The organism is Streptomyces sp. NPDC043746 (assembly GCF_056436485.1).
Window position 1 is genome coordinate 247,985 of sequence record NZ_JBWKCM010000005.1, and the last position, 24,378, is coordinate 272,362.

Below are 24,378 nucleotides of genomic sequence, written 5' to 3' on the forward strand. Positions count from 1 at the left end.
CGGTCGTCTCCGGTGGCCCGGCGACGCACATCGGGCCGTACCTCACCAGTATCTGCTGGTGGGTCCGGCCCGAGGCGGGAAGGTGGCGCGCGCGGTGCTCAGGCGGCCCGGCCGACGAGTTCGTAACCGGCCTCGTCGACGGCGGCCCGTACGGCGTCCTCGGCCAGCGGGGCCTTGGAGGAGACGGTGACGCGGCCGGTGGCGGCGACGGCCTCGACGGACGTCACGCCGCCGAGCGCGGAGATCTCCTCCGACACGGCCCCTTCGCAGTGGCCGCAGGTCATGCCCTTGACCTCGTACACCGCGGTGACCGAATCCGTCGGCTCGATCTGGACGTCGGCGGCGCCCCCGCCGTTGCAGGCGCCGGTGGGCGAGCAGCAGGAGCCGGTGGACTGGGTGGTGGGTTCGGTCTCGGCGGTCATCGCGTTCTCCTCTTCGGCGTACGAGTGTGGCGCGGGGGGCCACAGGGGTGCCCGGGGCGCCTCGCTCACTCCATACTATACCCCTAGGGGGTATAGGCCGAGGTGGGCGCGCCGACCTCGGGGCCCGGACGGCGCCGCCCGGTGTGCGGCGGTGCGCGGCCCGGGGCGCGAGGGGGCGCGCGGCCCGGCACCTAGGGAGTGCGGCCCTGTCGGGCGTGCGGGGCCGCGTGGGGCGACTCGCCGCCGATCAGGGGGTCCAGGTAGCGGTGCATGGCGGTCTTCAGCTCCCGGATGTACGCGTCCCGCTCCTCGCCCTCGTGCGCCAGGATCAGGTCCAGCCCGGCCTTGAACATCATGAACGTCATGTCGGCGACCCGGTGGACCTGGGCCGCGGGGACGGTGGGGAGGTAGTCGGTGAGGATCCCCTTCACCTGGCCCAGCATCGTGGCGTGCAGGGTGTCGTGCTCCTCGGTGATCCTGCCGGGGATCTCCGAACCGTGCATCAGCACGAAGAACGCCGGGTTCTCGCAGTTGAACGCGATCAGCGGGTCCAGCACGGCGTCGAGCATCCGGTCGAGCGGCAGCTCGATGTGGCTCGGGGTGAAGGCCGCTCCGTAGGTGTCGCGCCAGCGGGCGAGCAGCTGGTCGCCCAGCTCGACGGCGATGGCCTCCTTGTTGGGGAAGAACTGGTACAGCGTGCCCGGCGAGACGCCGGCCTCGCGGGCGATGGCGTTGGTGCTGGACGCCGTGTAGCCGCAGGAGCAGAAGACGCTGGCCGCCGCCTGGAGCAGCTGTGCGATACGGGCTTCGCCGCGTGCCTGGCGGCGGCGCGGGCGGGCGGACCCCGCGGCGCCGCCCGCCCTGTCGGTCGCGGGTTCTTTGACTGCGCCGTCCCCTGCGGCGTCCTTCTTGGCTCTGGCCTCCGGCACGGCGAATCCCCAGCTTTCGTGATGCGTTTGACAAACGCGAGTGCTCACTCGCATTCTTGGGAAACGCGAGCGATCACTCGTGTTTGCCAGTGTAAGTGGCAACGACTGACCCATGCTGCCCTGCGCCGCCGGGTCTCGGTGAAGGGGACACCGCACCATGTCCGCAGTCAACGGTCCACCCGGTTCGGCCCGCCCGCCTGGCCCGTCCGGAGCATCCGGTTCATCGGGTTCATCGGGTTCGTCCGGAGCATCCGGTGCGTCCGGCGCCTCCGGCCGGTCCGGTCCGTCCAGCCGGTCCGGTCCGTCCGGTGCGCGGCCCGTCGGGGGCTGGACCCGGTTCGTCACCGCCAGGCCCCGGCTCGCGCTGCTGGCCGCCCTGGTGATCACCGCCCTCGCCGTGTTCGCCGGGAGCGGGGTGGCCGACCGGATGGGCAGCGGTGGCTGGCAGGCCCCCGACGCCGAGTCGTCGTACGCGACCGAGGCGCTGGAGCGGGAGTTCCCCGCCTCGCAGCCCAACCTGCTCCTGCTGGTGGGCAGCGGAACCGCCTCCGTCGACGACCCCGCGGTGGCCGCGGAGGCCGCCAGGATCGGCGAGCGGCTCGCCGGTGAGCCGGGCATATCGGGGGTCACCTCGTACTGGCAGACCAAGGCACCCGCCCTGCGCGCCGAGGACGGCCGCGAAGCACTGATCGCGGCCCGGATCGGCGGTGACGAGACGGAGGCGGGCAAGACGCTCGAACGGATCGCGCCCGACTTCGCCGGGAAGAGCGGGCCGGTGACGGTCTCGGTCGGCGGGCCCGTCGCCGTCCAGCACGAGATGCAGACGATCATCCAGGAGGACCTGCTGCGGGCCGAGCTGATCGCCCTGCCGGTGACGCTCGTCCTGTTGGTCATGGTCTTCGGCAGCGCGGTCGCAGCCCTGCTGCCGCTCCTCGTCGGCATCGTCGCCATCCTCGGCACCAACGCCGTGCTGCGCGGTCTGACCGAGTTCACCGACGTCTCGGTCTTCGCCATGAACCTCACCACGGCTCTCGGCCTCGGACTGGCCATCGACTACGCCCTGTTCATCGTCCGCCGCTTCCGCGAGGAGCTGGACGCCGGGGCCGACACCCGGACGGCGGTCGGCACCACACTGCGTACGGCCGGGCGCACGGTGCTCTTCTCGGCGCTGACCGTGGCCGTGTCCCTGTCGGCCATGCTCGTCTTCCCGCAGTACTTCCTGCGGTCCTTCGCCTACGCCGGGATCGCCGTGGTCCTGCTGGCGGCGGCCGCCGCACTCATTCTGCTGCCCGCCGCGTTCATGCTGCTGGGCCACCGGGTCAACGCGCTCGACCTGCGCCGCCTGCTGCGCCGGGGGCGCAAGCGCGGGCCCGGCGCGGCGGTCGCCGCCGAGGAGTCCGGGGAGGGGTGGGCGCGCTTCGCCCGGCTGGTGATGCGCAGGGCCCCCGTCTTCGCCATCGTCACGACGGTGGGGCTCGTGCTTCTCGGGCTGCCCTTCCTCGGCGTCACGTTCGGTACGGCGGACGACCGCCAGCTCCCCGCCGGGGCCGAGTCCCGGGTGGTCCAGGAGCACATCAGGGACGGCTTCCCCGGCAGCCCGGGCGGCGGTCTGGAGCTGCTGGTCGAGGGGGAGGGGACGCCCGCCGCCTACGCGGCCCTCAAGGGGCGGGTCGAGAAGGTCCCGGGCGTGCAGCGCGTCGACGGCCCGGTCACGGGGGACTCGGTCGCCTACTTCAGCGTGCTGCCGGAGGGCGAGGCGGTCGGACAGGAGACCCAGCAGCTCGTACGGGACCTGCGCGCGATACCCGCCGGCTCCCTCGACACCTCGGTGACCGGCACCGCGGCAGTCCTCGTCGACTCCAAGGACGCCATCGCGGACCGGCTGCCGTGGGCGATCGGCCTCATCGTCGTGGTGACGCTGCTCCTGGTCTTCCTGCTCACCGGCAGTGTGCTCATCCCGCTCCAGGCGGTCGTGCTCAACGCCCTCAGCCTGACGGCGATGTTCGGCGCGGTGGTCTGGGTCTTCCAGGACGGAAACCTCTCCGGGGTCCTCGCCTTCACCAGTACGGGGGACATAGAGACGACCCTGCCCGTCCTGATGTTCTGCGTGGCCTTCGGCCTCTCCATGGATTACGGGGTCTTCCTGCTCTCCCGCATCAAGGAGGAGTACGACCGCACCGGGGACCACGAGCGCTCGGTGACCTTCGGACTGTCCCGCACCGGCGGCCTGATCACCGCGGCCGCAGTGATCCTGGCGGTCGTGATGGTTGCCATCGGCACCTCACGGGTCACCAACACCAAGATGCTGGGGCTCGGGATCGCCCTGGCCGTCCTGATGGACGCCATGGTGGTCCGCAGCCTGCTGGTCCCGGCAGTCATGAAGCTGACGGGCCACGCCACCTGGTGGGCACCCAGGCCTCTGCGCGCCTTCCATCAGAGGTTCGGCCTCAGTGAAGGGGAATCGGCACCGGCCGCCTCCGGTGCGGAGAGCGGGCCCGGCGGCCCGGAGGAGCCCCCGGCCGACGGGGTGATACCCGGGGCGGCCCGGGAGGGGGAGAAGGTCACCACGGGGGCGTAGACGCCCGAGGGCCACTCCAACGGCCAACCCGCGAACCGGTTCGGAAAGGGGTCTCGGGTCGGCCGTGGAGGCCCCGCCGGCGGGCCGTGAGGGTGCGTGCGGTGGGTGGCGGCCAGGCGGCAGGGGGCGGAGGTCGGCCACCCGGGCACGCCCCCTCCAGGCGCCTCCTGCGCCCTCCTCGAACCAGCCTTGACCTGGGATTTCTTCCTCCCGATCACTAAGATCGGTGCATGAAGAAGGGGAACCTGATGGGCCGCGACATCCGCACGACGGACGATGTGATGACACTTCTTGACGACCTGTTCGCACCCGAAGCGCACCGCTGGACCACCGAGGCCGCCTCATGGTGGGACGCCTTCTACGAGGACCGCTCGAAGCCGGTGCCCTTCTTCGTGGACAAGCCGGACGAGAACCTCGTCTCGTACGTCGAACGGGGGCTGATCAGGCCGGGCCGCGCGCTTGAGCTGGGCTGCGGCCCCGGGCGCAACGCCCACCGGCTGGCCGCGCTCGGCTTCGGCGTCGACGGCATCGACCTCTCCCCGGCGGCGATCGCCTGGGCCGAGGAGCGACGCGCCGGGGCGTCGGGGGCGGAGGCGCGGTTCCACCTCGGTGACGCCTTCGCCCTGACAGCGCGGGGGGCGGAGGCGGCAGGCCCGTACGACCTGATCTACGACTCCGGGTGTTTCCACCACCTGCCGCCCCACCGGCGCATCAGCTATCTCGCCCTCCTGGACCGCTGCCTCGCCCCCGGCGGCCACTTCGCGCTCACTTGCTTCGCCGCGGGGGAGGGCGGCATGGGCTCCGAGCTGCCGGACGTGGAGTTCTACCGACAGGGGGGCCTGGGCGGCGGACTCGCCTACACCCCCGAGGAGTTGCGCCGCATCTTCTCGCTCCCTGGCCTGACGGAGATCGAGCTGCGCCGCATGCGCGACGAGACGCCCGACTCGCCGCTCTTCGGTGAGCCCTTCCTCTGGACGGCGCTGTTCCGCAAAGAGGAGTGAGGGGAGAGGGGATGCGGGTCAGCGGCCGCGGTTGCGGGGGCGGGAGGCGACCCAGGCGCGGACGGTGTCTCCGTACCAGTAGGGCTTTCCGTTCTTCACCTGGTCGGGCGGGGGGAGGAGGCCGTGTTTGCGATAGGAGCGGACGGTGTCCGGCTGGACCTGGATGTGGGCGGCAATGTCCTTGTAGGACCAGAGTGTTCTGTCCGTCATCCGTGACACCTCTCTGCGCTGCTCTGTTCGGTGATCACTCAAGCCTGTGCTCGGTTGAACGACCTCCAACGGCAGGCGGGGTGGGGCTGTGGTCCGCCTGTGACGGAGAACCCGCGTAACGGAGATATGTGTCGCGAAACGGTGACTGTTGTGACAGAAGGGGTGAATGGCTGACTGGCTCACTCACTCACGCTCACGCACGCAGGCACTCGCCCGCTCGCCCGCTCACTGACTGCGGTGCGGAGGGCGGGCGTTGTCAGTCCCGGGTGCGCGCCTCTGCGGGCACGCCGATCCGATCCGGGAGCGGAACGAAGGGCGTACGGGAGTCCGAGGGGGTGCGGGGATCTGGCGGGGCTGCGGTGTCAGACGGCCGAGCCGGAGCCGGGACCTCCGCAGGAGCGGAGGAACGCGCGGGTGCGGCGCGCGATCGGGAGCGGCTTGTCCGGGTCGCACGGGTACATGTCCTGCTCCACGATCGCGAACAGGTCGACGTCCAGGTCGCGCGCCGCCGCCAGGATCGGCTCCAGGGCGGGCACGCCTCCGGGGGGTTCGCACATCACGCCCCGGGCCACGGCCGGGCCGAACGGGACCTCGTCCGCCACCACCGCCGCCAGGATCTCGGGGTCGACCTGCTTGAGGTGGAGGTAGCCGAGGCGCTCCCCGTACGTCTCGATGAGCTCGACGCTGTCGCCGCCGCAGTAGGCGTAGTGCCCGGTGTCCAGGCAGAGCGAGACCAGGGAGGGGTCGGTGGCGTCGAGGAAGCGGGCCACGTTCTCCTCGCCGTCGATATGGGTGTCCGCGTGCGGGTGGACGACGATGCGGAGCCCGTAGCGCTCCCGGACCTCCCGGCCGAGCCGCTCTGTCTGGACCGTCAGATCCCGCCACTGCGCGGGGGTGAGCGTGCGGTCCTCCAGGACCTCTCCCGTTCGGTCGTCGCGCCAGAAGGAGGGGATGACGACGAGATGTTCGGCGCCCATGGCCCGGGTCAGTTCGGCGATCTCCGCGACATGCGCCCAGGTCCGGTCCCAGACGTCGGGCCCGTGGTGCAATCCGGTGAAGACGGTGCCGGCGGAGACGGTCAGCCCACGGCTGCGGGTCTCGTCCGCCAGCCGGGCCGGGTCGGTGGGCAGATAGCCGTACGGACCCAGCTCGATCCACTCGTACCCGGCCTCCGCCACCTCGTCCAGGAAGCGTTGCCAGGGCACCTGTCGCGGGTCGTCGGGGAACCACACGCCCCACGAGTCGGGAGCCGAGCCGATGCGGATGCGGGCCGAAGAGGGTGCGGAGGGGGTCATATCGGCCAGCGTCGCGGGCCGTACGGATGAGTGTCAAGAGTTCGTCCGAATGTCCGGACAAAATATTGACAGGGCTCCCGGGCGGGGACTAGACCTGGGAGCAGCCGGCCGGTGGGGCGCACGGGAGGCGGAACGAGGGGCGGGGACGGAGGCCGAAGGGATGCGCGATGCCTGAGCCGTACGACGTGGTCACCATGGGGCGGATCGGGGTCGACCTCTACCCCCTGGACATCGGGGTGCCGCTCGCCCGGGTCGGGACGTTCGGCAAGTTCCTCGGCGGCTCCCCGACGAACGTCGCGGTGGCGGCGGCGCGTCTGGGGCGGCGGACGGCGGTGATCACCCGGACGGGCCGGGACGCCTTCGGGGACTACCTCCACCAGGAGCTGCGGGGCTTCGGGGTGGACGACCGGTGGGTGACGCCGGTCGATGCGTACCCGACCCCGGTCACCTTCTGTGAGGTCTTCCCACCGGACGACTTCCCCCTCTACTTCTATCGGCAGCCCAAGGCACCCGACCTGGAGATCCACCCGTCGGAACTCGACCTGGACGCGGTGCGGGCCGCCCGGATCTTCTGGATGACCGGTACGGGCCTCAGCGCCGAGCCCAGCCGGGCCGCGACGCTGGCGGCGCTCCGGGCCCGCACCGAGGACCGGGCCGGGGAGCGCTGTACGGCCACTAACACGGGCACAGCCTCGGCCACGGGCACGGACACAGCCTTGGGCGCAGGCGCAGGCGCAGGCGCAGGCACAGGCACGGACACAGCCTTGGGCACGGGCACGGGCACGGGCTCTGCCGGCACCGCCTCCGCGACCGCCACCGTGTTCGACCTGGACTGGCGGCCCATGTTCTGGGACGGCGGGGACCGGGGCTCGGTGGCGCGCGCCCGCTACCGGGAAGCCCTCGCCCACGCCACTGTCGCCGTCGGCAACATCGACGAGTGCGAGATCGCGACCGGCGAGCGTGATCCGCACGCCGCCGCCCACGCCCTCCTTGCGGCCGGGGTGGAGCTGGCCGTCGTCAAACAGGGGCCGAAGGGGGTCCTCGCCGTCCACCGCGACGGCGCCACCGCTGATGTGCCGCCGCTGCCGGTGGAGGTCGTCAACGGGCTCGGCGCCGGGGACGCGTTCGGCGGGGCGCTCTGCCACGGGCTGCTGGCCGGGTGGGCCCTCGGCCGGATCATGCGGTACGCCAACGCCGCCGGGGCCATCGTCGCCTCCCGCCTCGCCTGCTCCTCCGCCATGCCCTTCCCCGGCGAGGTGGAACGGGCGCTCGCGGCGGGGGCCGTCCCGGCGGACCGCGTGTCCGGGCCTTCCGAGTCCGGGCCTTTCGCGACCAGGCCGTCCGGGTCCTCCGCGACCGGGCCCTCGGGAGCGCGCGCGGAAGGCCGGGCTTCCGGGCCTTCCGGGGCGGCCTCATGAGCCCGGCCGCGCCCTCGGTCCACGATCTCGTCCGGCTCCGCGCCGAGCGCCCCGAAGCGGTGGCCGAAGCCGCCGCGCGGCGCAAGCGGCGCCCCCTGCTCCGTAAGGCCGACTCCGCCCCCGGCACCGACTCCGCCCCCGGCACCGACAGCGGGACCGCCCCCGCGCGCGGCAGTGCCCCCGGCCCCGGTGGCGAGACCGCCCGCGGCGGTGCGGACCACCCCGGCCGGCTGATGATCATCGCCGCCGACCATCCCGCGCGCGGCGCCCTCGCCGTCGGGGGCCGGGCGCTTGCCATGGCCAACCGGTTCGAGCTGCTCCAGAGGCTCCGCCTCGCCCTCTCCCGCCCCGGGGTCGACGGGGTCCTCGCCTCCGCCGACGTCCTGGAGGACCTGCTCCTCCTCGGCGCGCTGGAGGACAAGGTCGTCATGGGCTCCATGAACCGGGGCGGGCTCGCGGGCGCTGCCTTCGAGTTGGACGACCGATTCACCGGGCACCGCCCCCAGGACCTGGTCCGCCACGGGTTCGACGCGGGGAAGCTGCTGCTCCGCATCGACCACGAGGACCCCGGCTCCCTGGACACCCTGCACGCCGCCGCCCGCACCATCGACGCGATGGCCGCGCTGCGGCTGCCCGTCTTCGTCGAGCCGTTCCTCTGCCGACGCGCGGACGGCCGCCTCCGCAACGACCTGAGCGCCGCCGCCGTCGCCACCTCCATCGCCATCGCGTCGGGCCTGGCCGGGACCTCCGCGTACACCTGGCTCAAGGTCCCCGTCACGGAGGAGCCGGAGGACATGGCCCGGGTCATGGAGACCTCCACGCTCCCCGCCGTGCTGCTCGGCGGGGAGGTGGGCGACGACCTGGACGGGGCGTACGGGAGGTGGCGCGAGGCGCTGCGGCTGCCGACCGTGCGGGGGCTGGTCGTGGGACGTTCACTGCTCTACCCGGTCGACGGAGACGTGGCCGCTGCCGTCGACACCGCCGTATCGCTGCTGCAGCCGGGCCGGGACGGGTAGGGAGTGGGTATGGACACGCACCATCACGAGGACGACCGGCACGAGGGCCACCGGCAGCAGTACGACCGGCACCAGGGCCACCGGCAGCAGGACCCGTACGGGGATCCGTACCCGGAGCGCCGCGCCGGGAGGCGTCATCTGCCCTCCGGCAGCGCCGCGCGCGGGCCCTATGTCCTGGACATCGACCCGAAAATGGCCGGATGGGACCGGTCCAGTCTCCGCGTTCTGGAGCTGGAGCCGGGCGGAGTTCATACGCTCGTCACCGGGGAGTGCGAGTGGATCGTCCTGCCGTTGACCGGTGGCTGTACGGTGCATACGGCAGGTGGCACATTTGAACTGCTGGGCCGGGAAAGCGTGTTCAGCGGGGTGAGCGATTTCGCCTACGTGCCGCGCGACGACCGGGTGCAGATCTCCTCCGGCGCAGGAGGCCGCTTCGCCCTGGCAGGAGCGAAGTGCGAGCGACGACTCCCCGCTCGCTACGGCCCCGCGCCGGAGGTACCCGTCGAACTGCGCGGCAGCGGCACCTGCTCGCGCCAGGTCAACAACTTCGCGGCGGCCGACACCTTCGCCTGCGACCGCCTGATCGCCGTGGAAGTCCTCACGCCCGGCGGCAACTGGTCCTCCTACCCGCCCCACAAGCACGACGAGCACGTCCCGGGCGAGGAGTGCGAACTGGAGGAGATCTACTACTTCGAGGTGGAGGGCGGCGGCCTCGGCTACCACCGGGTCTCCCCGTCGCGCGAGGGCGGTGCGGATGTCCTCGCCGAGGTGGCCGGCGGCGACGCGGTCCTCATCCCCGACGGCTGGCACGGCCCGTCCATCGCCCCGCCCGGCCGCACGCTGTACTACCTGAACGTCATGGCGGGGCCGGGGGAGGAGCGGGCCTGGCTGATCCGCGACCATCCGGACCACGGATGGATCCGCGACACCTGGCGACACGAACCGGTGGACGCCAGACTGCCGCTGTACACGGCGCATCCGCAGACGGCCCGCCCGGACACGGTGCGCCCGTCGCCCGGCCCGGAGGTATCAGGTTGACCCCGACGAGTCCCGAGAGCCCCGCGAGCCCGACGCGTTTCACCGGCCCCGCGGGCGGGCGTTCCGCGAACCCGCGCCCCCGAACCCGCCGTCTGACCACCGCTCAGGCCCTGGTCGCCTTCCTCGCCCGCCAGTACACCGAGCGCGACGGCCGCCGCCACCGCCTGATCAACGCGACCTGGGGCATCTTCGGCCACGGCAACGTCGCGGGCATCGGCCAGGCGCTCGTGGAGGCGGGCAACGGAGTCGGCGACGGCCACGGCAAGAGCAACGGAGACGTCAGGGGCAACGGCGACGGGTACCGGGCCGCGCCCCGGATGCCGTACCTCCAGGGCCGCAACGAACAGGCCATGGTGCACGCGGCCGTGGGATACGCCCGGCAGTCCGGCCGGCTCTCCGCCCACGCGGTGACCACCTCCATCGGCCCGGGCGCCACCAACCTCGTCACCGGCGCCGCCCTCGCCACGATCAACCACCTCCCCGTCCTGCTCCTCCCCGGCGACACCTTCGCGACCCGGCCCGCCGACCCCGTACTGCAACAGCTCGAAGTGCCGTACGCCGGTGATGTGTCGGTCAACGACTGCCTGCGGCCCGTCTCGCGCTACTTCGACCGCGTCACCCGCCCCGAAGCGCTGGTTCCGGCGGTCCTCCAGGCGATGCGGGTGCTGGCTGACCCCGCCGAGACCGGCGCGGTGACGCTGGCGCTGCCGCAGGACGTGCAGGCGGAGGCGTACGACTGGCCGGAGGAGTTCTTCGCGGAGCGGGTCTGGCCGGTCCGCAGGCCGGCGCCCGACGCGGCCGAACTGGAAGCGGCGGTACGGGCGGTGCGCTCCGCCCGCCGCCCCCTGATCGTCGCGGGCGGCGGGGTCCGCCACAGCGGGGCCGAGGAGACCCTCGCCGCGTTCACCGCCGCCACCCGCATCCCGGTCGCCTCCACCCAGGCCGGCAAGGGGTCCCTGCGCCACGACCACCCGGCGGACATCGGCGGTATCGGCCACACCGGCACCGCCACCGCCGACGAGCTGGCCCGCACCGCCGACCTGGTGATCGGTGTCGGCACCCGGTACACGGACTTCACCACCGCTTCCAGCACCCTCTTCGCCAACCCGAACGTCCGCTTCCTCAACCTCAACATCACCGGCTTCGACGCCCACAAGCTCGCCGCCCTCCCGCTCGTCGCCGACGCCCGCACGGGCCTGGAGGCGCTCACCAGCGCACTCGCCGGACGGGGATACCGGGTCGACCCGGCGTACGAGACGGAGTACACCGGCGCGAAGGAGGCCTGGGAGGAGCGGGTCGAAGCGTCCTTCGCCACCCCCGACCCCACCGCGCGCCCCACCCAGACCCAGGTCCTCGGCCTGCTCGACACCCTCGTCACCGAGGAGGACATCCTCATCAACGCCGCGGGCTCGCTCCCCGGCGACCTGCACAAGCTCTGGCGCGCCCGCTCCCGCGACCAGTACCACGTGGAGTACGGCTACTCCTGCATGGGTTACGAGATCCCGGCCGCGCTCGGCGTCCTCCTCGCGACCGGAGCCCAGGAGCGGACCCGACCCGTCTGGGCGCTCGTCGGTGACGGCACGTACCTGATGAACCCGACCGAGATCGTCACCGCCGTCCAGGAGAACCTGCCGCTGAAACTGGTGATCCTCCAGAACCACGGCTACGCCTCCATCGGCGGCCTCTCCGAGGCGGTCGGCGGCGAGCGCTTCGGCACGGCCTACCGCCAGCGCGACCCCGACGGCGGCTTCACCGGCCCGCCGCTCCCCGTCGACCTCGCCGCCAACGCGGCCTCCCTCGGCCTGCACGTGCTGCGCGCCACCACCGTCGACGACCTGCGCAAAGCCCTCGCGGAGGCCCGCGACGCCACGGGCCCCACTTGTGTCTACGTCGAGACCGAAACGCCCGACACTGTGTCGGGCCCCCCTCCGGCACAGGCGTGGTGGGATGTTCCGGTGGCCGAGACCGCGGGCCGACCGGCGGCGGTCGAGGCCCGTGAGAAGTACGAACGCCAGGTCGCCGCCCGACGCCGCCACCTGTGAAACCAGCCCCGCGCCCGCCTCAGGCGCTGAGGCCCGAAGCCCGGCCGAAGCCTGAAGTCCGAAGGAGTACGTCATGACGAAGACCGTCAACCACTGGATCGGCGGCAAGACAGTGGAGGGCACGTCGGGCGCGTACGGTCCGGTCACGGACCCGGCCACCGGCGAGGTGACCACGCAGGTGGCGCTGGCCTCGGCGGAGGAGGTCGACGCGGCCGTGACGGCGGCGAAGGCCGCGTACGCCGCCTGGGGCACCTCCTCGCTCGCCCAGCGCACCGCGATCCTCTTCCGCTACCGCGCGCTGCTGGACGCCCGCCGCGACGACATCGCCGCGCTGATCACCGCCGAGCACGGCAAGGTGCACTCGGACGCGCTGGGCGAGGTCGCCCGGGGCCTGGAGATCGTCGAGCTGGCGTGCGGGATCACCACGCAGCTCAAGGGCGAGCTGTCCACGCAGGTCTCCAACCGGGTCGACGTCTCCTCGATCCGCCAGCCGCTGGGCGTGGTCGCGGGCATCACCCCGTTCAACTTCCCGGCCATGGTGCCGATGTGGATGTTCCCGCTGGCGATCGCGTGCGGCAACACGTTCGTGCTGAAGCCGAGTGAGAAGGACCCGTCGGCGGCCAACCTGCTGGCCGAGCTGGCGGCCGAAGCGGGCCTTCCGGACGGTGTGCTCAACGTCGTCCACGGGGACAAGGTCGCGGTGGACGCCCTCCTCGCCCACCCCGACGTGGCCGCCGTCTCCTTCGTCGGCTCCACCCCCATCGCCCGCTACATCCACGCCACCGCCTCCGCCAACGGCAAGCGCGTCCAGGCCCTCGGCGGTGCCAAGAACCACATGCTGGTCCTCCCGGACGCCGACCTGGACGCGGCGGCCGACGCGGCGGTCTCGGCGGCGTACGGCTCCGCCGGTGAGCGCTGCATGGCGATCTCGGCGGTCGTGGCGGTCGGCGCGATCGGGGACGAGCTGGTCGCCAAGATCCGCGAGCGGGCCGAGAAGATCAAGATCGGCCCCGGCAACGACCCCACCTCCGAGATGGGCCCCCTGATCACCGCCGCCCACCGTGACAAGGTCGCCTCGTACGTCACGGGCGCCGCCGCCCAGGGTGCGGAGGTCGTCCTCGACGGCACGGGCCACACGGTGGAGGGCTTCGAGAACGGCCACTGGATCGGCCTCTCCCTCCTGGACAAGGTCTCCACCGACTCCGACGCGTACCAGGACGAGATCTTCGGCCCTGTCCTGTGCGTGCTCCGCGTGGACACGTACGAGGAGGGCGTCGCCCTCATGAACGCCTCGCCGTTCGGCAACGGCACCGCGATCTTCACCCGCGACGGCGGCGCGGCCCGCCGCTTCCAGCTGGAGATCCAGGCGGGCATGGTCGGCGTCAACGTGCCGATCCCGGTCCCGGTGGGCTACCACTCCTTCGGCGGCTGGAAGGACTCGCTCTTCGGCGACCACCACATCTACGGCAACGACGGCGTGCACTTCTACACCCGCGGCAAGGTCACCACCACCCGCTGGCCCGACCCGGCCGACGCCCCGGCAGGCGTCGACCTGGGCTTCCCGCGCAACCACTGACCGACGTACCCCCGGCCGCGCCCGGGCATCCGGCCAAAACCGGATGCCCGGGCGCGGCCGTGTCCCGCATCCTGGGGCGCATGAACGCCCCGACCCTCCCGCCCCGTTACGAGATCCGCGCCCACCACACCGCCACCACGGTCACTGTCTACCAGGCGTACCGCCCCGCCATCGGGCTGCCCGCCGCCCGCGACGGGCGGTTCCCCGCCGCGTGGAAGCGGGACCGGATGACCTGGATCAAGCCCAGCTTCCTGTGGATGATGTACCGCTGCGGATGGGGCGCGAAGGAGGGCCAGGAGGTGGTGCTCGCCGTCGAGATCGACCGGAGCGGCCTGGAATGGGCCCTCGCGCACGCCGAACTCTCCCACTACGTACGCGAGGCGCACCCCGACCAGGCGTCCTGGAAGCAGAGCCTGCGCACCGCCCCGGCCCGGGTCCAGTGGGACCCCGAACGCGACCTGGACCTGAACCCCCTCCCGTACCGCTCCCTCCAGCTCGGCCTCAGCGGCGAGGCCGCCCGGCGGTACGCGGACGAGTGGACCGTCTCCATCCGCGATGTCACCCCGCTCGCCCGTGAGGTGCACGCGGCGGTCCGGGCGGGGGAGCGGGAGCGGGCCGCGGCCCTGCTGCCGGTGGAGACGCCACTCGACCTGGCGGCGCCCCGGCCGGTGCGAGGCGGTTCCTCGGCGCCGGGTAGGTGACTTTCGGCAGTGCCGGACGGCTCCCCGGCCTTCGTAACCTCTCCCTGGTGAACAGCTTCTCCCTCGTGAAAAGGACCGCCGGCGGACGGCCCGGCCTGCGGTGGGCGGACCCGGGGGGTCTGCTGGTGCCCGCGGCGGCGGCGTTCGGCGCGCTGAGCCTGGTGGGGTGGTGGTGGGGTCTGCCGACCGCGATCGCCGCGTTCGCCGCCGGGCGGGGGTCCGGGCGCGGCAGGACCGTCGTCCTGTTCCTGGCCGGGGCCTTGGCGGCCGGGGCGATGGCGGTGGCCTTCGTGCCGTCCCTGCTCGCACTCGCGCCCCAGTTCGCCGCGGTCATCGTTCTCGCCGTGCTGGTGCCCTGGTTCGTGGGGCGGTTCTCCCGCCAGTACCGGGAGCTGGTCCGGGCCGACTGGGAGCGGGCCGAACAGATGGAACGGGAGCGGCAGTTGGTCGCCGAGCAGGCGCGGCTGCTGGAGCGGGCCCGGATCGCCCGGGACATGCACGACGTGCTGGGCCACGATCTGAGTCTGATCGCCCTGTCGGCCGGGGCCCTGAAACTGGCGCCCGGCCTGGACGAGCGGCACCGGCAGGCCGCCCAGGACATCCGGGGCAGGGCGGCGGCAGCGGTGGAACGCCTCGGCGAGGTCATCGGCGTCCTCCGCGAGGAGAGCGAGAGCCCGCCCCAGGGGCCGGGGGACTCCGACATCGCCCGGCTCGTCGGGGACGCGGCCGCCTCCGGGCTCCCGGTCGAACTCTCCGTGGACGGCGACGCGTCGGGGCTGCCGCCCACCGTCGGGCGCGCCGCGCACCGGGTCGTGCAGGAGGCCCTGACGAACGCGGCCAAGCACGCGCCCGGGGCATCCGTGAGCGTCGAACTGTCGCACACGGCGAGGGAGACCCGGGTGACGGTCCGCAACGGGGCTCCTACGGCCCGGCAACCGTCCACCCCACCTCCCGGCAACGGCGGACGCGGGCTCATCGGGCTCGACGAACGCGTCCGCCACGTCGGCGGATCCCTCGACCACGGACCCCGGGGCGGCGGCTTCGCCGTCGCCGCCCGGCTGCCCCACCGTACCCCCGCGCACATCCCGCCGCTGCCCGCCGACGACCGGGAGAGCCCCGCGCCCCCGGGCTACCGGCGGGCCCGGCGGCGCGTCCCCCGCACCTTGCTCACCGCGCTGACCGTGCCGCTGGCGGCGGGCGCGGTGCTGCTCGCCGTGGTCGGGACGTGGGAGACCGTGGCCGCGTCCCGGTCCGTCCTCGACCCGGGCGACTACGCCCGCCTGCGGGTGGGGCAGGATCGGTCGGAGATCCGGAAGGTGCTGCCGGCCCGGCAGACGGCGGCGCGGCCGACGCCCGCCGGGCCGGAGGAAGACGAACGGCAGGAACAGGGAGTGACGTGCGAGTTCTACGCGATGACGGCCGACCGCTCCGACGACCGGTCCGGCGACGCGTACCGGCTCTGCTTCCGGGACGGCAGACTGGTCTCCCGCGACGCGCTGACACCGTGAGCGCCCGATGAGCCGGGCCGACACGGCGGTGGCCGGACCCATCCGGGTGCTCGTCGCCGACGACGAACCCATGATCCGGGCCGGTGTACGCGCCGTGCTCGCCACCGACCCGGGCATCGAGGTCGTCGCCGAGGCGGCCGACGGGCACGAGGCCGTGGAGCTCGTGCGGGCGCACCGCCCGCACGTGGCCGTCCTCGACGTGCGGATGCCGCGCACCAACGGCATCGACGCCGCCGCCGAGATCCGGCGCGCACTGCCCGATACCGGCGTCGTCATGCTGACCACCTTCGGCGAGGACGACTACATCCTGCGGGCGCTGGGGGCCGGGGCCGCCGGATTCCTGATCAAGTCCGGCGAGCCCGAGGAACTGGTCGCCGGGGTGCGGGCCGTGGCCGAAGGCGCCGCCTACCTCTCACCGAAGGTCACCGCCCGGGTGGTCGCGCACCTCGCATCCACCCGGGCCGGGGCCCTGGCCGAACGACGGGACGCCGCCCGGGAGCGGATCGCCGGGCTGACGCCCAGGGAGCGCGAAGTGCTGGCGCACCTCGGCGGCGGACTGTCCAACGGGCAGATCGCCCGGCGGCTGCATCTGGTCGAAGGAACGGTCAAGGCGCACGTCAGCTCCGTCCTGGCCCGCCTCGGCGTCGACAACCGGGCCGCGGCGGCCGTCGTCGCCCACGAGGCCGGGGTCCTGCCCCCACCACCGCCCGAGCAGCGCTGAGGCGAGCAGACCGGCGGGGCGCATCAGCATCAGGAGCACCGAGGCGACCACCGCACCGCCGAGCAGCGCGCCGGCGACCACGTCGTGCGGATAGTGGACGCCGACCAGGACCCGCAGCAGCGCCGCCGCCACCGCCAACGGCAGGGTCACCGCGGCCAGTCGGGGCCGCCGCACGGCCAGCCCGACCGCGAGGGCGGCGGCCAGGGTGGCGTGGTTGCTGGGGAACGACCAGTCGCCCGGTGCCGGGCACGCGGCGACCGCCTCGGCACCGTCCAGTGCCCGGCACGGCCGCTCCTCGTCGAAGACCAGCTTCAGCACCTCGCTGACGGCGTACGCCACCACGGTCCCGGCGCCGACGAGCACGGCCCCCGCCACCGTGTCCGGATGCCTCCGGCGTACGCCGGTCCAGCAGATCCCGAGCAGCAGCAGGCCGAGGACGATCAGTGTGGCCTCCGACGACAGCTCCAACAGGGGCCCCGCCCAGCCCGGCGCATCACCGACCGCTTCCGTCAGCGAGCGGTACGCGGAGACGGACGCCCCGCCCGTGACCTCGGTCGGGCCGGGCCGCCCCAGGCCGCCGGGGGAGAGCATCGCGATCACGGCCGCCGCCGTAGCCGTCAGGGTGAACGATCCGAACAGCCGGGCCGGCCAGTGGTGTTGTTGTGTGTGCTGTGCCATGCGGCGAACGTACGGAGGGGCGACGGCCCGGCGCGGGGGCCGAAGGGCAGGAGCACCCCCCGACGAACGTCAGGGTTGACGCCCGTCCGTGTCGCCTCCGAACTTCCACACCGGCATCGCGAACCGCCCGTCGTCACCCGCCCCCCCCGCCGACCGGTACGTGGCGAGCGCCGCCTCGTCGTCCGGCTCCACGCCGCCCCACACCTCGTAGCACCTTCGCTCTCGGGCGAGGTCCACCAGCGCCCGGGTCAGGGCCCTGCCGATGCCCGGCGGCGAAACGGTCCGTCGACGCCGTGTTCGTCCAGGCACATCTCCGCGCCCCGGTCCGGGTGCGGTATCCCGGTGCCCGGGACGAAGCCCGCCGGGACGCCGTCCACGTAGGCGATCAGCATCACGTGACCGTCCGCGGCGAGGAAGCGGGTGGCCCGGACCTCGCGGGGCGGTACGTCGAGGAGGTGGCCGGCGGCCAGGGGTTCCGTGACGGCCGTGGCGCGGCGCATGTCCACCACGGCCTCCCGGGGGCGGGGTTTCCGTACGTGTTCCGCGTACCGCGTCCGGAGTACGGCGGGGGCGGCGCGTACCTCTCAAGGAGGCCGCTCACCTCCCCCTGGCGGCACTCAACCGGCTTGCGTCCGCCGTTTAGGGTCGAGGGATGGAGACCCCTACTGCTCGATGGCGGCGCCTGCTGCCCCGTACGCGTGGCCGGTGGGCCGCGGCCGGTGCCGCGCTCGCCGTGCTCGTGGGCGGCGGCACCTGGACCGCCGTCGCCGACGACGGCTCGCCCGCCGTGCAGCGCGAGGACCGGACGCTGCGCATGGACGGGGTGCCGATCGACACCTCGTACTTCCATGCCGGAGGTCCCGGCAAGCGGCCCGCCGTGCTGATCGGGCACGGCTTCGGCGGCAGCAAGAACGACGTCCGGGCCCAGGCCGAGAAGCTGGCCGCCGACGGGTACGCCGTGCTGACCTGGTCGGCGCGCGGCTTCGGCAGGTCCGGCGGAGAGATCTCCCTCAACGACCCGGACCACGAGGTCAAGGACGTCTCCCGGCTCATCGACTGGCTGGCCGAGCGGCCCGAGGTGGAGCTGGACGAGGAGGGCGACCCCCGCGTCGGTCTCACCGGGGCCTCCTACGGCGGGGCGGTCTCCCTGCTCGCCGCCGGGCACGATCAGCGGGTCGACGCCATCGCCCCCGTCATCACGTACTGGAACCTGGCCGACGCCCTCTTCCCCGACGGGGTCTTCAAGAAGCTCTGGGCCGGGATCTTCGTCACCTCCGGGGGCGGCTGCGAGAAGTTCGAGAAGCGGCTCTGCGAGATGTACGAGCGCGTCGCGGTCAGCGGCACGCCCGACCCGGCCGCGATCCAGATGCTCACCGAGCGCTCGCCGTCCGCCGTCGCCGACCGCATCAAGGTCCCCTCGCTCATCCTCCAGGGCCAGTCCGACTCCCTCTTCCCGCTCGGCCACGCCGACGCCATGCAGAAGGCGATCAGCGCCAACGGCGCACCCGTCTCCGTCGACTGGATCTCCGGCGGCCACGACGGCGGTGACAACGAGACGAACCGGGTCGAGGAGCGCGTAGGGGACTGGTTCGACCGGTATCTGAAGGAGGAGACCGGAGCCGACGCCGGTCCCGCCTTCCGTGTCACCCGTACCGGAGGCGTCGACTCCACCGACGGCGCCGCCCTCCGGCGCGGCGCGAGCAGCGACACCTACCCGGGGCTGCGCAGCGGCGGCCGGGAGATCGCGCTAGGCAAGGGGACGAAGACCTTCCGCAATCCCGCCGGCTCCGCCCCGCCCGCCATCTCCGCCGTCCCCGGCCTCGGCGGCGGCATCTCGCAGCTCTCCTCGCTCGGTGTCGGGCTCTCGCTCGACTTCCCCGGCCAGTTCGGCCGCTTCGACTCGGCCCCGCTGGACACCTCCGTACGCGTCACCGGCACGCCCACGGTCCGGGTGACCGTCAAGGCGACCGAGGGCCGGGACGCGGTGCTCTTCGGCAAGGTGTACGACGTGTCGCCGGACGGCCGCCAGCAGCGGCTGCCCGCCCAGCTCGTCTCCCCCTACCGGATCACCCCCGACCAGCAGGGCAGGCCGATCGAGCTGGCGCTGCCCGCCGTGGACCACGAGTTCGACGCCGGGCACCGGATGCGGCTCGTCCTCTCCGCGACGGACCTCGGCTACGCCTCTCCGGCCGAGCCCGCCACGTACACCGTCACCCTCGACGGCCCCCTGACCGTCCCCACCGCACCCGCCGTCAGGACCGCCGCGGCCGCCCTTCCCTGGTGGACCTGGGGCCTCCCGGCCGCCGCCCTCGTCATCGCGGCCGCGCTCCTGCTCACCGCCCGGCGGCGGACCGCGACGCCCGCCCCGGACCCCGGACTCACCGACGTGCCGCTCCAGATCACCGGGCTCTCGAAGAAGTACGCGAAGTCCGTCGACCGGTACGCCGTGCGCGAGCTGTCCTTCCGCGTCGAAAAGGGCCAGGTCCTCGGACTCCTCGGGCCCAACGGAGCGGGCAAGACGACCACCCTGCGCATGCTCATGGGGCTCATCACCCCCGACGAGGGTGAGATCCGCGTCTTCGGGCAGGCCATCCGCCCCGGCGCCCCGGTCCTCTCCCGGGTGGGCGCCTTCGTCGAGGGCGCGGGCTTCCTGCCGCACCTCTCCGGGCGCGCCAACCTGGACCTGTACTGGCAGGCCACCGGCCGCCCCGCCGAGGACGCCCACATCGACGAGGCCCTGGAGATCGCGGGCCTCGGCGACGCGCTGGCCCGAGCCGTACGGACGTACTCCCAGGGCATGCGGCAGCGGCTCGCCATCGCGCAGGCCATGCTCGGCCTGCCGGACCTGCTCATCCTCGACGAGCCGACCAACGGGCTGGACCCGCCGCAGATCCGCGAGATGCGTGACGTGATGATCCGTTACGCGGCCGGGGGCCGGACCGTCATCGTCTCCAGCCACCTCCTCTCGGAGGTCGAGCAGTCCTGCACCCACCTGGTCGTCATGGACCGGGGCCGGCTCGTCCAGGCCGGTCCGGTCGCGGAGATCACCGGCTCCGGCGACATGATCCTGGTGACCACGGCGGAGGAGGTGTCCGAGCCGCTCGCGGAGAAGGTCGCCGCCCTGCCCGGCGTCGGCTCCGCCGTCCGCACCGACGACGGGCGCGGCCTCCTCGTCCGCCTGGACGGGGCCACCACCTCGCGCCTCGTCGCCGAACTCGTCCGGCTCGACGTCCCGGTCACCGGCATCGGCCCGCACCGCCGCCTGGAGGACGCCTTCCTCACCCTGATCTCCCAAGGAGCAGCATGAGCGCCCCCGTCCAGCCCCCCGAGGCCCCCGGGCAGGCCGGCGCCCCCGGGACCGAGCACCCGGAGGCCGCGGGCTACCGCGCCGGGCGCACGCTCCCCCTCCGCGTCGAGGCCATGCGGCAGCTGCGCCGCCGCCGCACCCTGCTCATGGGCGGGGTCCTCACGGCCCTCCCGTTCATCCTGATCATCGCCTTCGCCATCGGTGGCACCCCGGACGGCGAGGGCGGCGGCCGGCGCAGCAACCGGATCAACCTGATGGACGTGGCGACCGAGTCCGCCGCGAACTTCGCCGCGACCTCCCTCTTCGTCTCGGCCGGCTTCCTGCTGGTGATCCCGGTGGCCCTGTTCTGCGGGGACACCGTGGCCTCCGAGGCGAGCTGGTCCTCGCTGCGCTATCTGCTCGCCGCGCCCGTGCCCCGGACCCGGCTGCTCTGGTCCAAACTCGTCGTCGCGCTCGGCTTCAGCCTGGCCGCGATGGTGCTGCTGCCGGTCGTCGCCCTGGCGGCGGGCACGGCCGCCTACGGGTGGGGGCCGCTGAAACTGCCGACCGGCGGAGCGCTGGCGGCCGGGGACACCGTGCCGCGCCTCGCGCTCGTCGTCGCGTTCATCTTCGTCTCCCAACTCGTGACGGCAGGGCTGGCGTTCTGGCTCTCGACGAGGACGGACGCCCCGCTCGGCGCGGTCGGCGGCGCGGTCTTCCTCACCATCGTCGGCAATGTGCTCGACGCGGTCACGGCACTCGGCTCCTGGCGCGACTTCCTCCCCGCGCACTGGCAGTTCGCGTGGGCGGACGCGCTCCAGCCCGAACTGGAGTGGGGCGGCATGATCAAGGGGGCGGCGATCTCGGTGACGTACGCCCTGGTCCTGTTCGCTCTGGCGTTCCGCGGGTTCAGTCGTAAGGACATCGTGTCCTGAACCTGATGTTCCGGGGGTTTGCCGATCGCAAAGGCGCTCCGCCCGGCCTCTGTTGCCGCATCGAGATGGTTCCGCAACGCTTTCGCCGACTCCGCTCGGGGGGCTCGTACGTCACATTCACAGGTGTCCGGGACGAAGGGCACGACACCGTGATGACGTGGGGGATACGGATGCACCAGCGAAGCGGCAGGCGGACGACGGGGGCACGGGCGGGGGCCTGGGCAGGCGGCCGGGCGGGTGCGGTGGCGCTTGCTCTGACGGGCGGCATCCTGCTCACCGCATGCACCGGCAGCGGCTCGCCGGACGGCACCGCCGCCGACCAGCGCTCCGGCGCACGCCCCCCGCAGGGGGTGACCGGCGGCGGGCAGCCCGCGCCCGACGCGGTGGCGCCGGAACGGCACCGGCACTCCCCGGAGGGCGGCGAGAACGGTGAGGGCGGCGACAGGGCCGCGCCGGACCTCGCCGCCCCCGACTACCTCTCCACCTTCGCCCTGGACGTGGACACCGCGAGCTACGGCTACGCGCGCCGCACCCTCGGCGACGGCAGGCTGCCGAACGCGGCGGACATCCGGCCCGAGGAGTTCGTCAACAGCTTCAAGCAGGGGTACGAACGCCCGAAGGGCAACGGCTTCTCCGTCACGGTCGACGGAGCCCGGATCCCCGCAGGCCCCCGCGGCTCCACCGCGTCCGGCCCCTCCGACTGGTCGCTGCTTCGCGTCGGACTGGCCACCAAGGCGGCCCCGCCGAGCGGTGAACGGCCGCCCGCCGCCCTCACGTTCGTCGTCGACATCTCCGGCTCCATGGCCGGCCCCGGCCGCCTGGAGCTGGTCCGGAAGTCCCTGAACATCCTCACCGGCGAACTCCGCGACGACGACTCCGTCGCCCTGGTCACCTTCAGCGACAAGGCCGAGACCCGGCTCCCGATGACCCGGGTCAAGGGCAACCGGAACAGAATCCGGGACACGGTGGACGAGATGCGGCCCGCCCGCTCCACCAACGTGGAGGCGGGGGTCCTGCGCGGTTACGCGGAGTCGGTCAAGGGCCACCGCGAAGGCGTCAACAACCGGGTGGTGCTGCTCTCCGACGCCCTCGCCAACACCGGGGACACCAAGGCCGAGAACATCCTGAAGCGGATCGACTCCGCCCGCCGCGAGTACGGCATCACGCTCTTCGGGGTCGGCGTCGGCAGCCAGTACGGCGACGCGTTCATGGAACGGCTCACCAACAAGGGCGACGGCCACACCACGTACGTCGGCGACGACGAGCAGGCCCGCAGGGTCTTCGTCGACCAGCTCCCCGCCCACATCGAACTGCGGGCCCGCGACGCCAAGGCCCAGGTGGCGTTCGACCGCACGACCGTGAAGCAGTTCCGGCTGATCGGCTACGAGAACCGCAAGGTCGCCGACGAGGACTTCCGCGACGACAGCGTCGACGGCGGCGAGGTCGGCCCCGGCCACACGGTGACCGCCCTCTATGCCGTACGGCTGCGCGAAGGCGCCTCGGGAGAGGTGGCCAGGGCGACCGTGCGCTGGCTCGACCCCGAGACCCGCAAGGCGTACGAGGAGAGCGGCACGGTCCGGACCGGGGCGATCGACGGCACGCTGTGGGGCGCCGCACCGCAGCGGCTCCAAGTGGCCGCCGTGGCAGCCTACTTCGCCGACACCCTGCGCGGCGGCGACCTGCCCGGCACCCCCGCCCTCCGCGAACTGGCCTCGCGCGCCACGAGGCTGGCGGCCGAGACCGACGACGACTCCGTACGGAAGCTGGCGAAGGCGATCGGCCAGGCGCAGGCGCTCCGCGACGGTACGGCCCCGGACGACGGGGGAGAGGACGGGGGCGAGGGGGAGATCGGCTGAGCCGGCCCCGCTGGAACACCTTCCACCAGGTCCGCACCGTGTTCGTGCCGGTGGCCCGCGCGCTGCCGGCCACCGCGCGGTGAACACGCCGGGCCCCGGGCCGGGCCCCCGCCCGGCTCACACGTTGGGCACCCTGAGCCGGTCCCAGCTGGTCCTGCCCGGAATGCCGTCCGCATCGGTGCCCGTGTAGCCGAGCTTGCGCTGCCAGGCCGCGTACGAGTTCCGGTCGGCGGTCGACCAGGTGGGGCCGGGGCCCACGGTGTACCGGCCGCAGCCCTCGGCCACCAGGCGCCTGCCCATCGCGGTGATGATCGGGCTGTTGCGGCCCACAGTGAAGAACGAGGCCCCCGGAAACGGCTCGTACGTCGGTCTCGGCGGCCGGGAGGGCCCGTCCGGGGCGCCGCCCAGCCGCTTTCCGATCCTGGTGCGCATCGAACTCATCGTGAAGCCGCGCGGGTCGACCTTGCCCGGCTGCCACTCCAGGTGCCCGATCACCGACCGCTCACCCCAGCCGTGCGCCCGGCAGACAGCCGCGGCGGCCCGCTCGATCGCCAGCAGCTGGGCGGCCGGCCAGGGGTCCTTCCCGTCCCCGAGGTTGACGCACTCGAAGCCGTAGAAGTACCGGTTGCCGTCGGTGTTGGCCTCGTTGTCCGGCGGCAGGGCCTTCTCCGCGATGACGGCACGGAGCACGTCCCCGTCGCCGAGCCCGGCGTGGTTGGCGCGCCCGTTCCCCACGAGGTGGACGGTCCCGTCCTTGGCGATGACCCCGTGGCAGAGGGGGCCGGGGAGGGCGGAGTGGCCGTTGTAGCAGAGCTCGACCGAGGACGCGGTGCCCGAGGTGACGGTGTGGTGGATCATGACGCCGTGCGTCGGGCCCCAGGGCCCCTTGTGATTCCGGTTGTTGGTACGCCAGCTCCGGTGCTCGACGACATGGAGGCCTTCGTCGCGGAGGGCTTTGAGCAGCTTGTCGGCGGACAGTGGCGTCGCCATCGTGGCGCTCCTTTCCCGGCGGTGCAGGTGTTCGCAGGGATGTACGGGGGATGTGCGGGAGACGTTCGAGGGGTGGCGGGCAGGCCTGGATGCCGGACGGCACACCGAAGTGGCGCTCGCCCGAACGGGTTTGCGGAGAGGCGGGGGGCGCCCTGCGGCGGGATTCCGCCTACGGGCC

18 protein-coding genes and 2 pseudogenes are annotated in these 24,378 nt (G+C 73.1%); 13 read left to right on the forward strand and 7 right to left on the reverse strand.

The window, feature by feature from the left end:
* Positions 1-98: 98 nt before the first annotated feature.
* Both AC0682_RS08330 and AC0682_RS08335 read right to left on the reverse strand, forming a co-directional pair.
* Entirely contained in the window at positions 99-422 is a 324-nt protein-coding gene (locus AC0682_RS08330) for a heavy-metal-associated domain-containing protein (protein WP_478531667.1), read from the reverse strand.
* 191 nt (positions 423-613) lie between these two features.
* The gene (locus AC0682_RS08335) at positions 614-1,351 is read right to left on the reverse strand and encodes a TetR family transcriptional regulator (RefSeq protein WP_478531669.1); all 738 of its coding nucleotides are present in this window, start codon (positions 1,349-1,351) and stop codon (positions 614-616) included.
* Positions 1,352-1,508: 157 nt separating this feature from the next.
* Between AC0682_RS08335 and AC0682_RS08340 the strand changes: the two genes are divergently transcribed.
* Complete coding sequence (locus AC0682_RS08340) at positions 1,509-3,929, forward strand: MMPL family transporter (protein WP_478531671.1); 2,421 nt, start codon at positions 1,509-1,511, stop codon at positions 3,927-3,929.
* Positions 3,930-4,177: 248 nt separating this feature from the next.
* Positions 4,178-4,930 carry a class I SAM-dependent methyltransferase gene (locus AC0682_RS08345; RefSeq protein ID WP_478531753.1) on the forward strand — a complete coding sequence of 251 codons (753 nt, stop codon included), beginning with the start codon at positions 4,178-4,180 and terminating at the stop codon, positions 4,928-4,930.
* A gap of 18 nt (positions 4,931-4,948) precedes the next feature.
* Here AC0682_RS08345 and AC0682_RS08350 read toward each other — a convergent pair whose 3' ends face one another.
* Positions 4,949-5,140, reverse strand: a complete 192-nt coding sequence (locus tag AC0682_RS08350) for a helix-turn-helix transcriptional regulator (RefSeq protein ID WP_010064909.1) — start codon at positions 5,138-5,140, stop codon at positions 4,949-4,951.
* A 362-nt stretch (positions 5,141-5,502) separates the two neighbouring features.
* The gene (locus tag AC0682_RS08355) at positions 5,503-6,435 is read right to left on the reverse strand and encodes a sugar phosphate isomerase/epimerase family protein (protein WP_478531672.1); all 933 of its coding nucleotides are present in this window, start codon (positions 6,433-6,435) and stop codon (positions 5,503-5,505) included.
* A gap of 167 nt (positions 6,436-6,602) precedes the next feature.
* Here AC0682_RS08355 and AC0682_RS08360 point away from each other — a divergent pair, with 167 nt between their 5' ends.
* The 8 genes from AC0682_RS08360 (at position 6,603) to AC0682_RS08395 (ending at position 16,455) form a co-directional block, all read left to right on the forward strand.
* Positions 6,603-7,853 (forward strand): 5-dehydro-2-deoxygluconokinase, encoded by a 1,251-nt coding sequence (locus tag AC0682_RS08360; protein ID WP_478531673.1) that lies wholly within the window; start codon positions 6,603-6,605, stop codon positions 7,851-7,853.
* Positions 7,850-8,869 (forward strand): Cgl0159 family (beta/alpha)8-fold protein, encoded by a 1,020-nt coding sequence (locus AC0682_RS08365; protein ID WP_478531674.1) that lies wholly within the window; start codon positions 7,850-7,852, stop codon positions 8,867-8,869. The genes AC0682_RS08360 and AC0682_RS08365 overlap by 4 nt, the downstream gene beginning before the upstream one ends.
* A gap of 9 nt (positions 8,870-8,878) precedes the next feature.
* On the forward strand, positions 8,879-9,907 hold the full coding sequence (iolB, locus tag AC0682_RS08370) for a 5-deoxy-glucuronate isomerase (protein WP_478531676.1): 1,029 nt from the start codon (positions 8,879-8,881) through the stop codon (positions 9,905-9,907).
* Positions 9,904-11,949, forward strand: coding sequence for a 3D-(3,5/4)-trihydroxycyclohexane-1,2-dione acylhydrolase (decyclizing) (gene iolD, locus AC0682_RS08375; RefSeq protein WP_478531677.1), 2,046 nt, complete (start codon positions 9,904-9,906; stop codon positions 11,947-11,949). The genes iolB and iolD overlap by 4 nt, the downstream gene beginning before the upstream one ends.
* A 73-nt stretch (positions 11,950-12,022) precedes the next feature.
* The gene (gene mmsA, locus AC0682_RS08380) at positions 12,023-13,525 is read left to right on the forward strand and encodes a CoA-acylating methylmalonate-semialdehyde dehydrogenase (RefSeq protein ID WP_254812522.1); all 1,503 of its coding nucleotides are present in this window, start codon (positions 12,023-12,025) and stop codon (positions 13,523-13,525) included.
* Positions 13,526-13,605: 80 nt separating this feature from the next.
* Positions 13,606-14,226, forward strand: coding sequence for a DUF4291 domain-containing protein (locus AC0682_RS08385; protein WP_478531679.1), 621 nt, complete (start codon positions 13,606-13,608; stop codon positions 14,224-14,226).
* Between the two features lie 125 nt (positions 14,227-14,351).
* Complete coding sequence (locus tag AC0682_RS08390; RefSeq protein ID WP_478531754.1) at positions 14,352-15,734, forward strand: sensor histidine kinase; 1,383 nt, start codon at positions 14,352-14,354, stop codon at positions 15,732-15,734.
* A 7-nt stretch (positions 15,735-15,741) separates the two neighbouring features.
* Positions 15,742-16,455, forward strand: coding sequence for a response regulator (locus AC0682_RS08395; protein WP_478531680.1), 714 nt, complete (start codon positions 15,742-15,744; stop codon positions 16,453-16,455).
* A gap of 87 nt (positions 16,456-16,542) precedes the next feature.
* On the opposite strand, the pseudogene AC0682_RS08400 reads toward AC0682_RS08395, so the two are convergent.
* Together AC0682_RS08400 and AC0682_RS08405 are read right to left on the reverse strand one after the other, a co-directional pair.
* A pseudogene (locus AC0682_RS08400) lies at positions 16,543-17,133 on the reverse strand (phosphatase PAP2 family protein); the annotation flags it as partial.
* A gap of 69 nt (positions 17,134-17,202) precedes the next feature.
* A pseudogene (locus tag AC0682_RS08405) lies at positions 17,203-17,639 on the reverse strand (GNAT family N-acetyltransferase).
* A gap of 146 nt (positions 17,640-17,785) precedes the next feature.
* Here AC0682_RS08405 and AC0682_RS08410 point away from each other — a divergent pair.
* The 3 genes from AC0682_RS08410 to AC0682_RS08420 all read left to right on the forward strand — a co-directional run bounded on the left by AC0682_RS08410 (position 17,786) and on the right by AC0682_RS08420 (position 23,210).
* Positions 17,786-20,440, forward strand: coding sequence for an alpha/beta fold hydrolase (locus AC0682_RS08410; protein ID WP_478531682.1), 2,655 nt, complete (start codon positions 17,786-17,788; stop codon positions 20,438-20,440).
* Entirely contained in the window at positions 20,437-21,354 is a 918-nt protein-coding gene (locus AC0682_RS08415) for an ABC transporter permease (RefSeq protein ID WP_478531684.1), read from the forward strand. Before AC0682_RS08410 ends, AC0682_RS08415 begins: the two co-directional genes overlap by 4 nt.
* Positions 21,355-21,524: 170 nt before the next feature.
* Entirely contained in the window at positions 21,525-23,210 is a 1,686-nt protein-coding gene (locus tag AC0682_RS08420; RefSeq protein WP_478531685.1) for a vWA domain-containing protein, read from the forward strand.
* Between the two features lie 117 nt (positions 23,211-23,327).
* Here AC0682_RS08420 and AC0682_RS08425 read toward each other — a convergent pair whose 3' ends face one another.
* Positions 23,328-24,200: a peptidoglycan-binding protein gene (locus tag AC0682_RS08425; RefSeq protein ID WP_478531687.1), complete on the reverse strand. Its 873-nt coding sequence runs from the start codon at positions 24,198-24,200 to the stop codon at positions 23,328-23,330.
* Positions 24,201-24,378 lie beyond the last annotated feature (178 nt).

Excerpts from the sequence above, each read along its gene's own strand:
- AC0682_RS08330 (WP_478531667.1), bottom strand. The coding sequence starts at position 422 with ATGACCGCCGAGACCGAACCCACCACCCAGTCCACCGGCTCCTGCTGC.
- mmsA (WP_254812522.1), top strand. The coding sequence starts at position 12,023 with ATGACGAAGACCGTCAACCACTGGATCGGCGGCAAGACAGTGGAGGGC.
- AC0682_RS08415 (WP_478531684.1), top strand. The coding sequence starts at position 20,437 with ATGAGCGCCCCCGTCCAGCCCCCCGAGGCCCCCGGGCAGGCCGGCGCC.
- AC0682_RS08340 (WP_478531671.1), top strand. The coding sequence starts at position 1,509 with ATGTCCGCAGTCAACGGTCCACCCGGTTCGGCCCGCCCGCCTGGCCCG.
- iolB (WP_478531676.1), top strand. The coding sequence starts at position 8,879 with ATGGACACGCACCATCACGAGGACGACCGGCACGAGGGCCACCGGCAG.
- AC0682_RS08410 (WP_478531682.1), top strand. The coding sequence starts at position 17,786 with ATGGAGACCCCTACTGCTCGATGGCGGCGCCTGCTGCCCCGTACGCGT.
- AC0682_RS08420 (WP_478531685.1), top strand. The coding sequence starts at position 21,525 with ATGCACCAGCGAAGCGGCAGGCGGACGACGGGGGCACGGGCGGGGGCC.
- AC0682_RS08385 (WP_478531679.1), top strand. The coding sequence starts at position 13,606 with ATGAACGCCCCGACCCTCCCGCCCCGTTACGAGATCCGCGCCCACCAC.
- AC0682_RS08365 (WP_478531674.1), top strand. The coding sequence starts at position 7,850 with ATGAGCCCGGCCGCGCCCTCGGTCCACGATCTCGTCCGGCTCCGCGCC.
- AC0682_RS08360 (WP_478531673.1), top strand. The coding sequence starts at position 6,603 with ATGCCTGAGCCGTACGACGTGGTCACCATGGGGCGGATCGGGGTCGAC.
- AC0682_RS08350 (WP_010064909.1), bottom strand. The coding sequence starts at position 5,140 with ATGACGGACAGAACACTCTGGTCCTACAAGGACATTGCCGCCCACATC.
- AC0682_RS08355 (WP_478531672.1), bottom strand. The coding sequence starts at position 6,435 with ATGACCCCCTCCGCACCCTCTTCGGCCCGCATCCGCATCGGCTCGGCT.
- AC0682_RS08395 (WP_478531680.1), top strand. The coding sequence starts at position 15,742 with ATGAGCCGGGCCGACACGGCGGTGGCCGGACCCATCCGGGTGCTCGTC.
- AC0682_RS08345 (WP_478531753.1), top strand. The coding sequence starts at position 4,178 with ATGGGCCGCGACATCCGCACGACGGACGATGTGATGACACTTCTTGAC.
- AC0682_RS08425 (WP_478531687.1), bottom strand. The coding sequence starts at position 24,200 with ATGGCGACGCCACTGTCCGCCGACAAGCTGCTCAAAGCCCTCCGCGAC.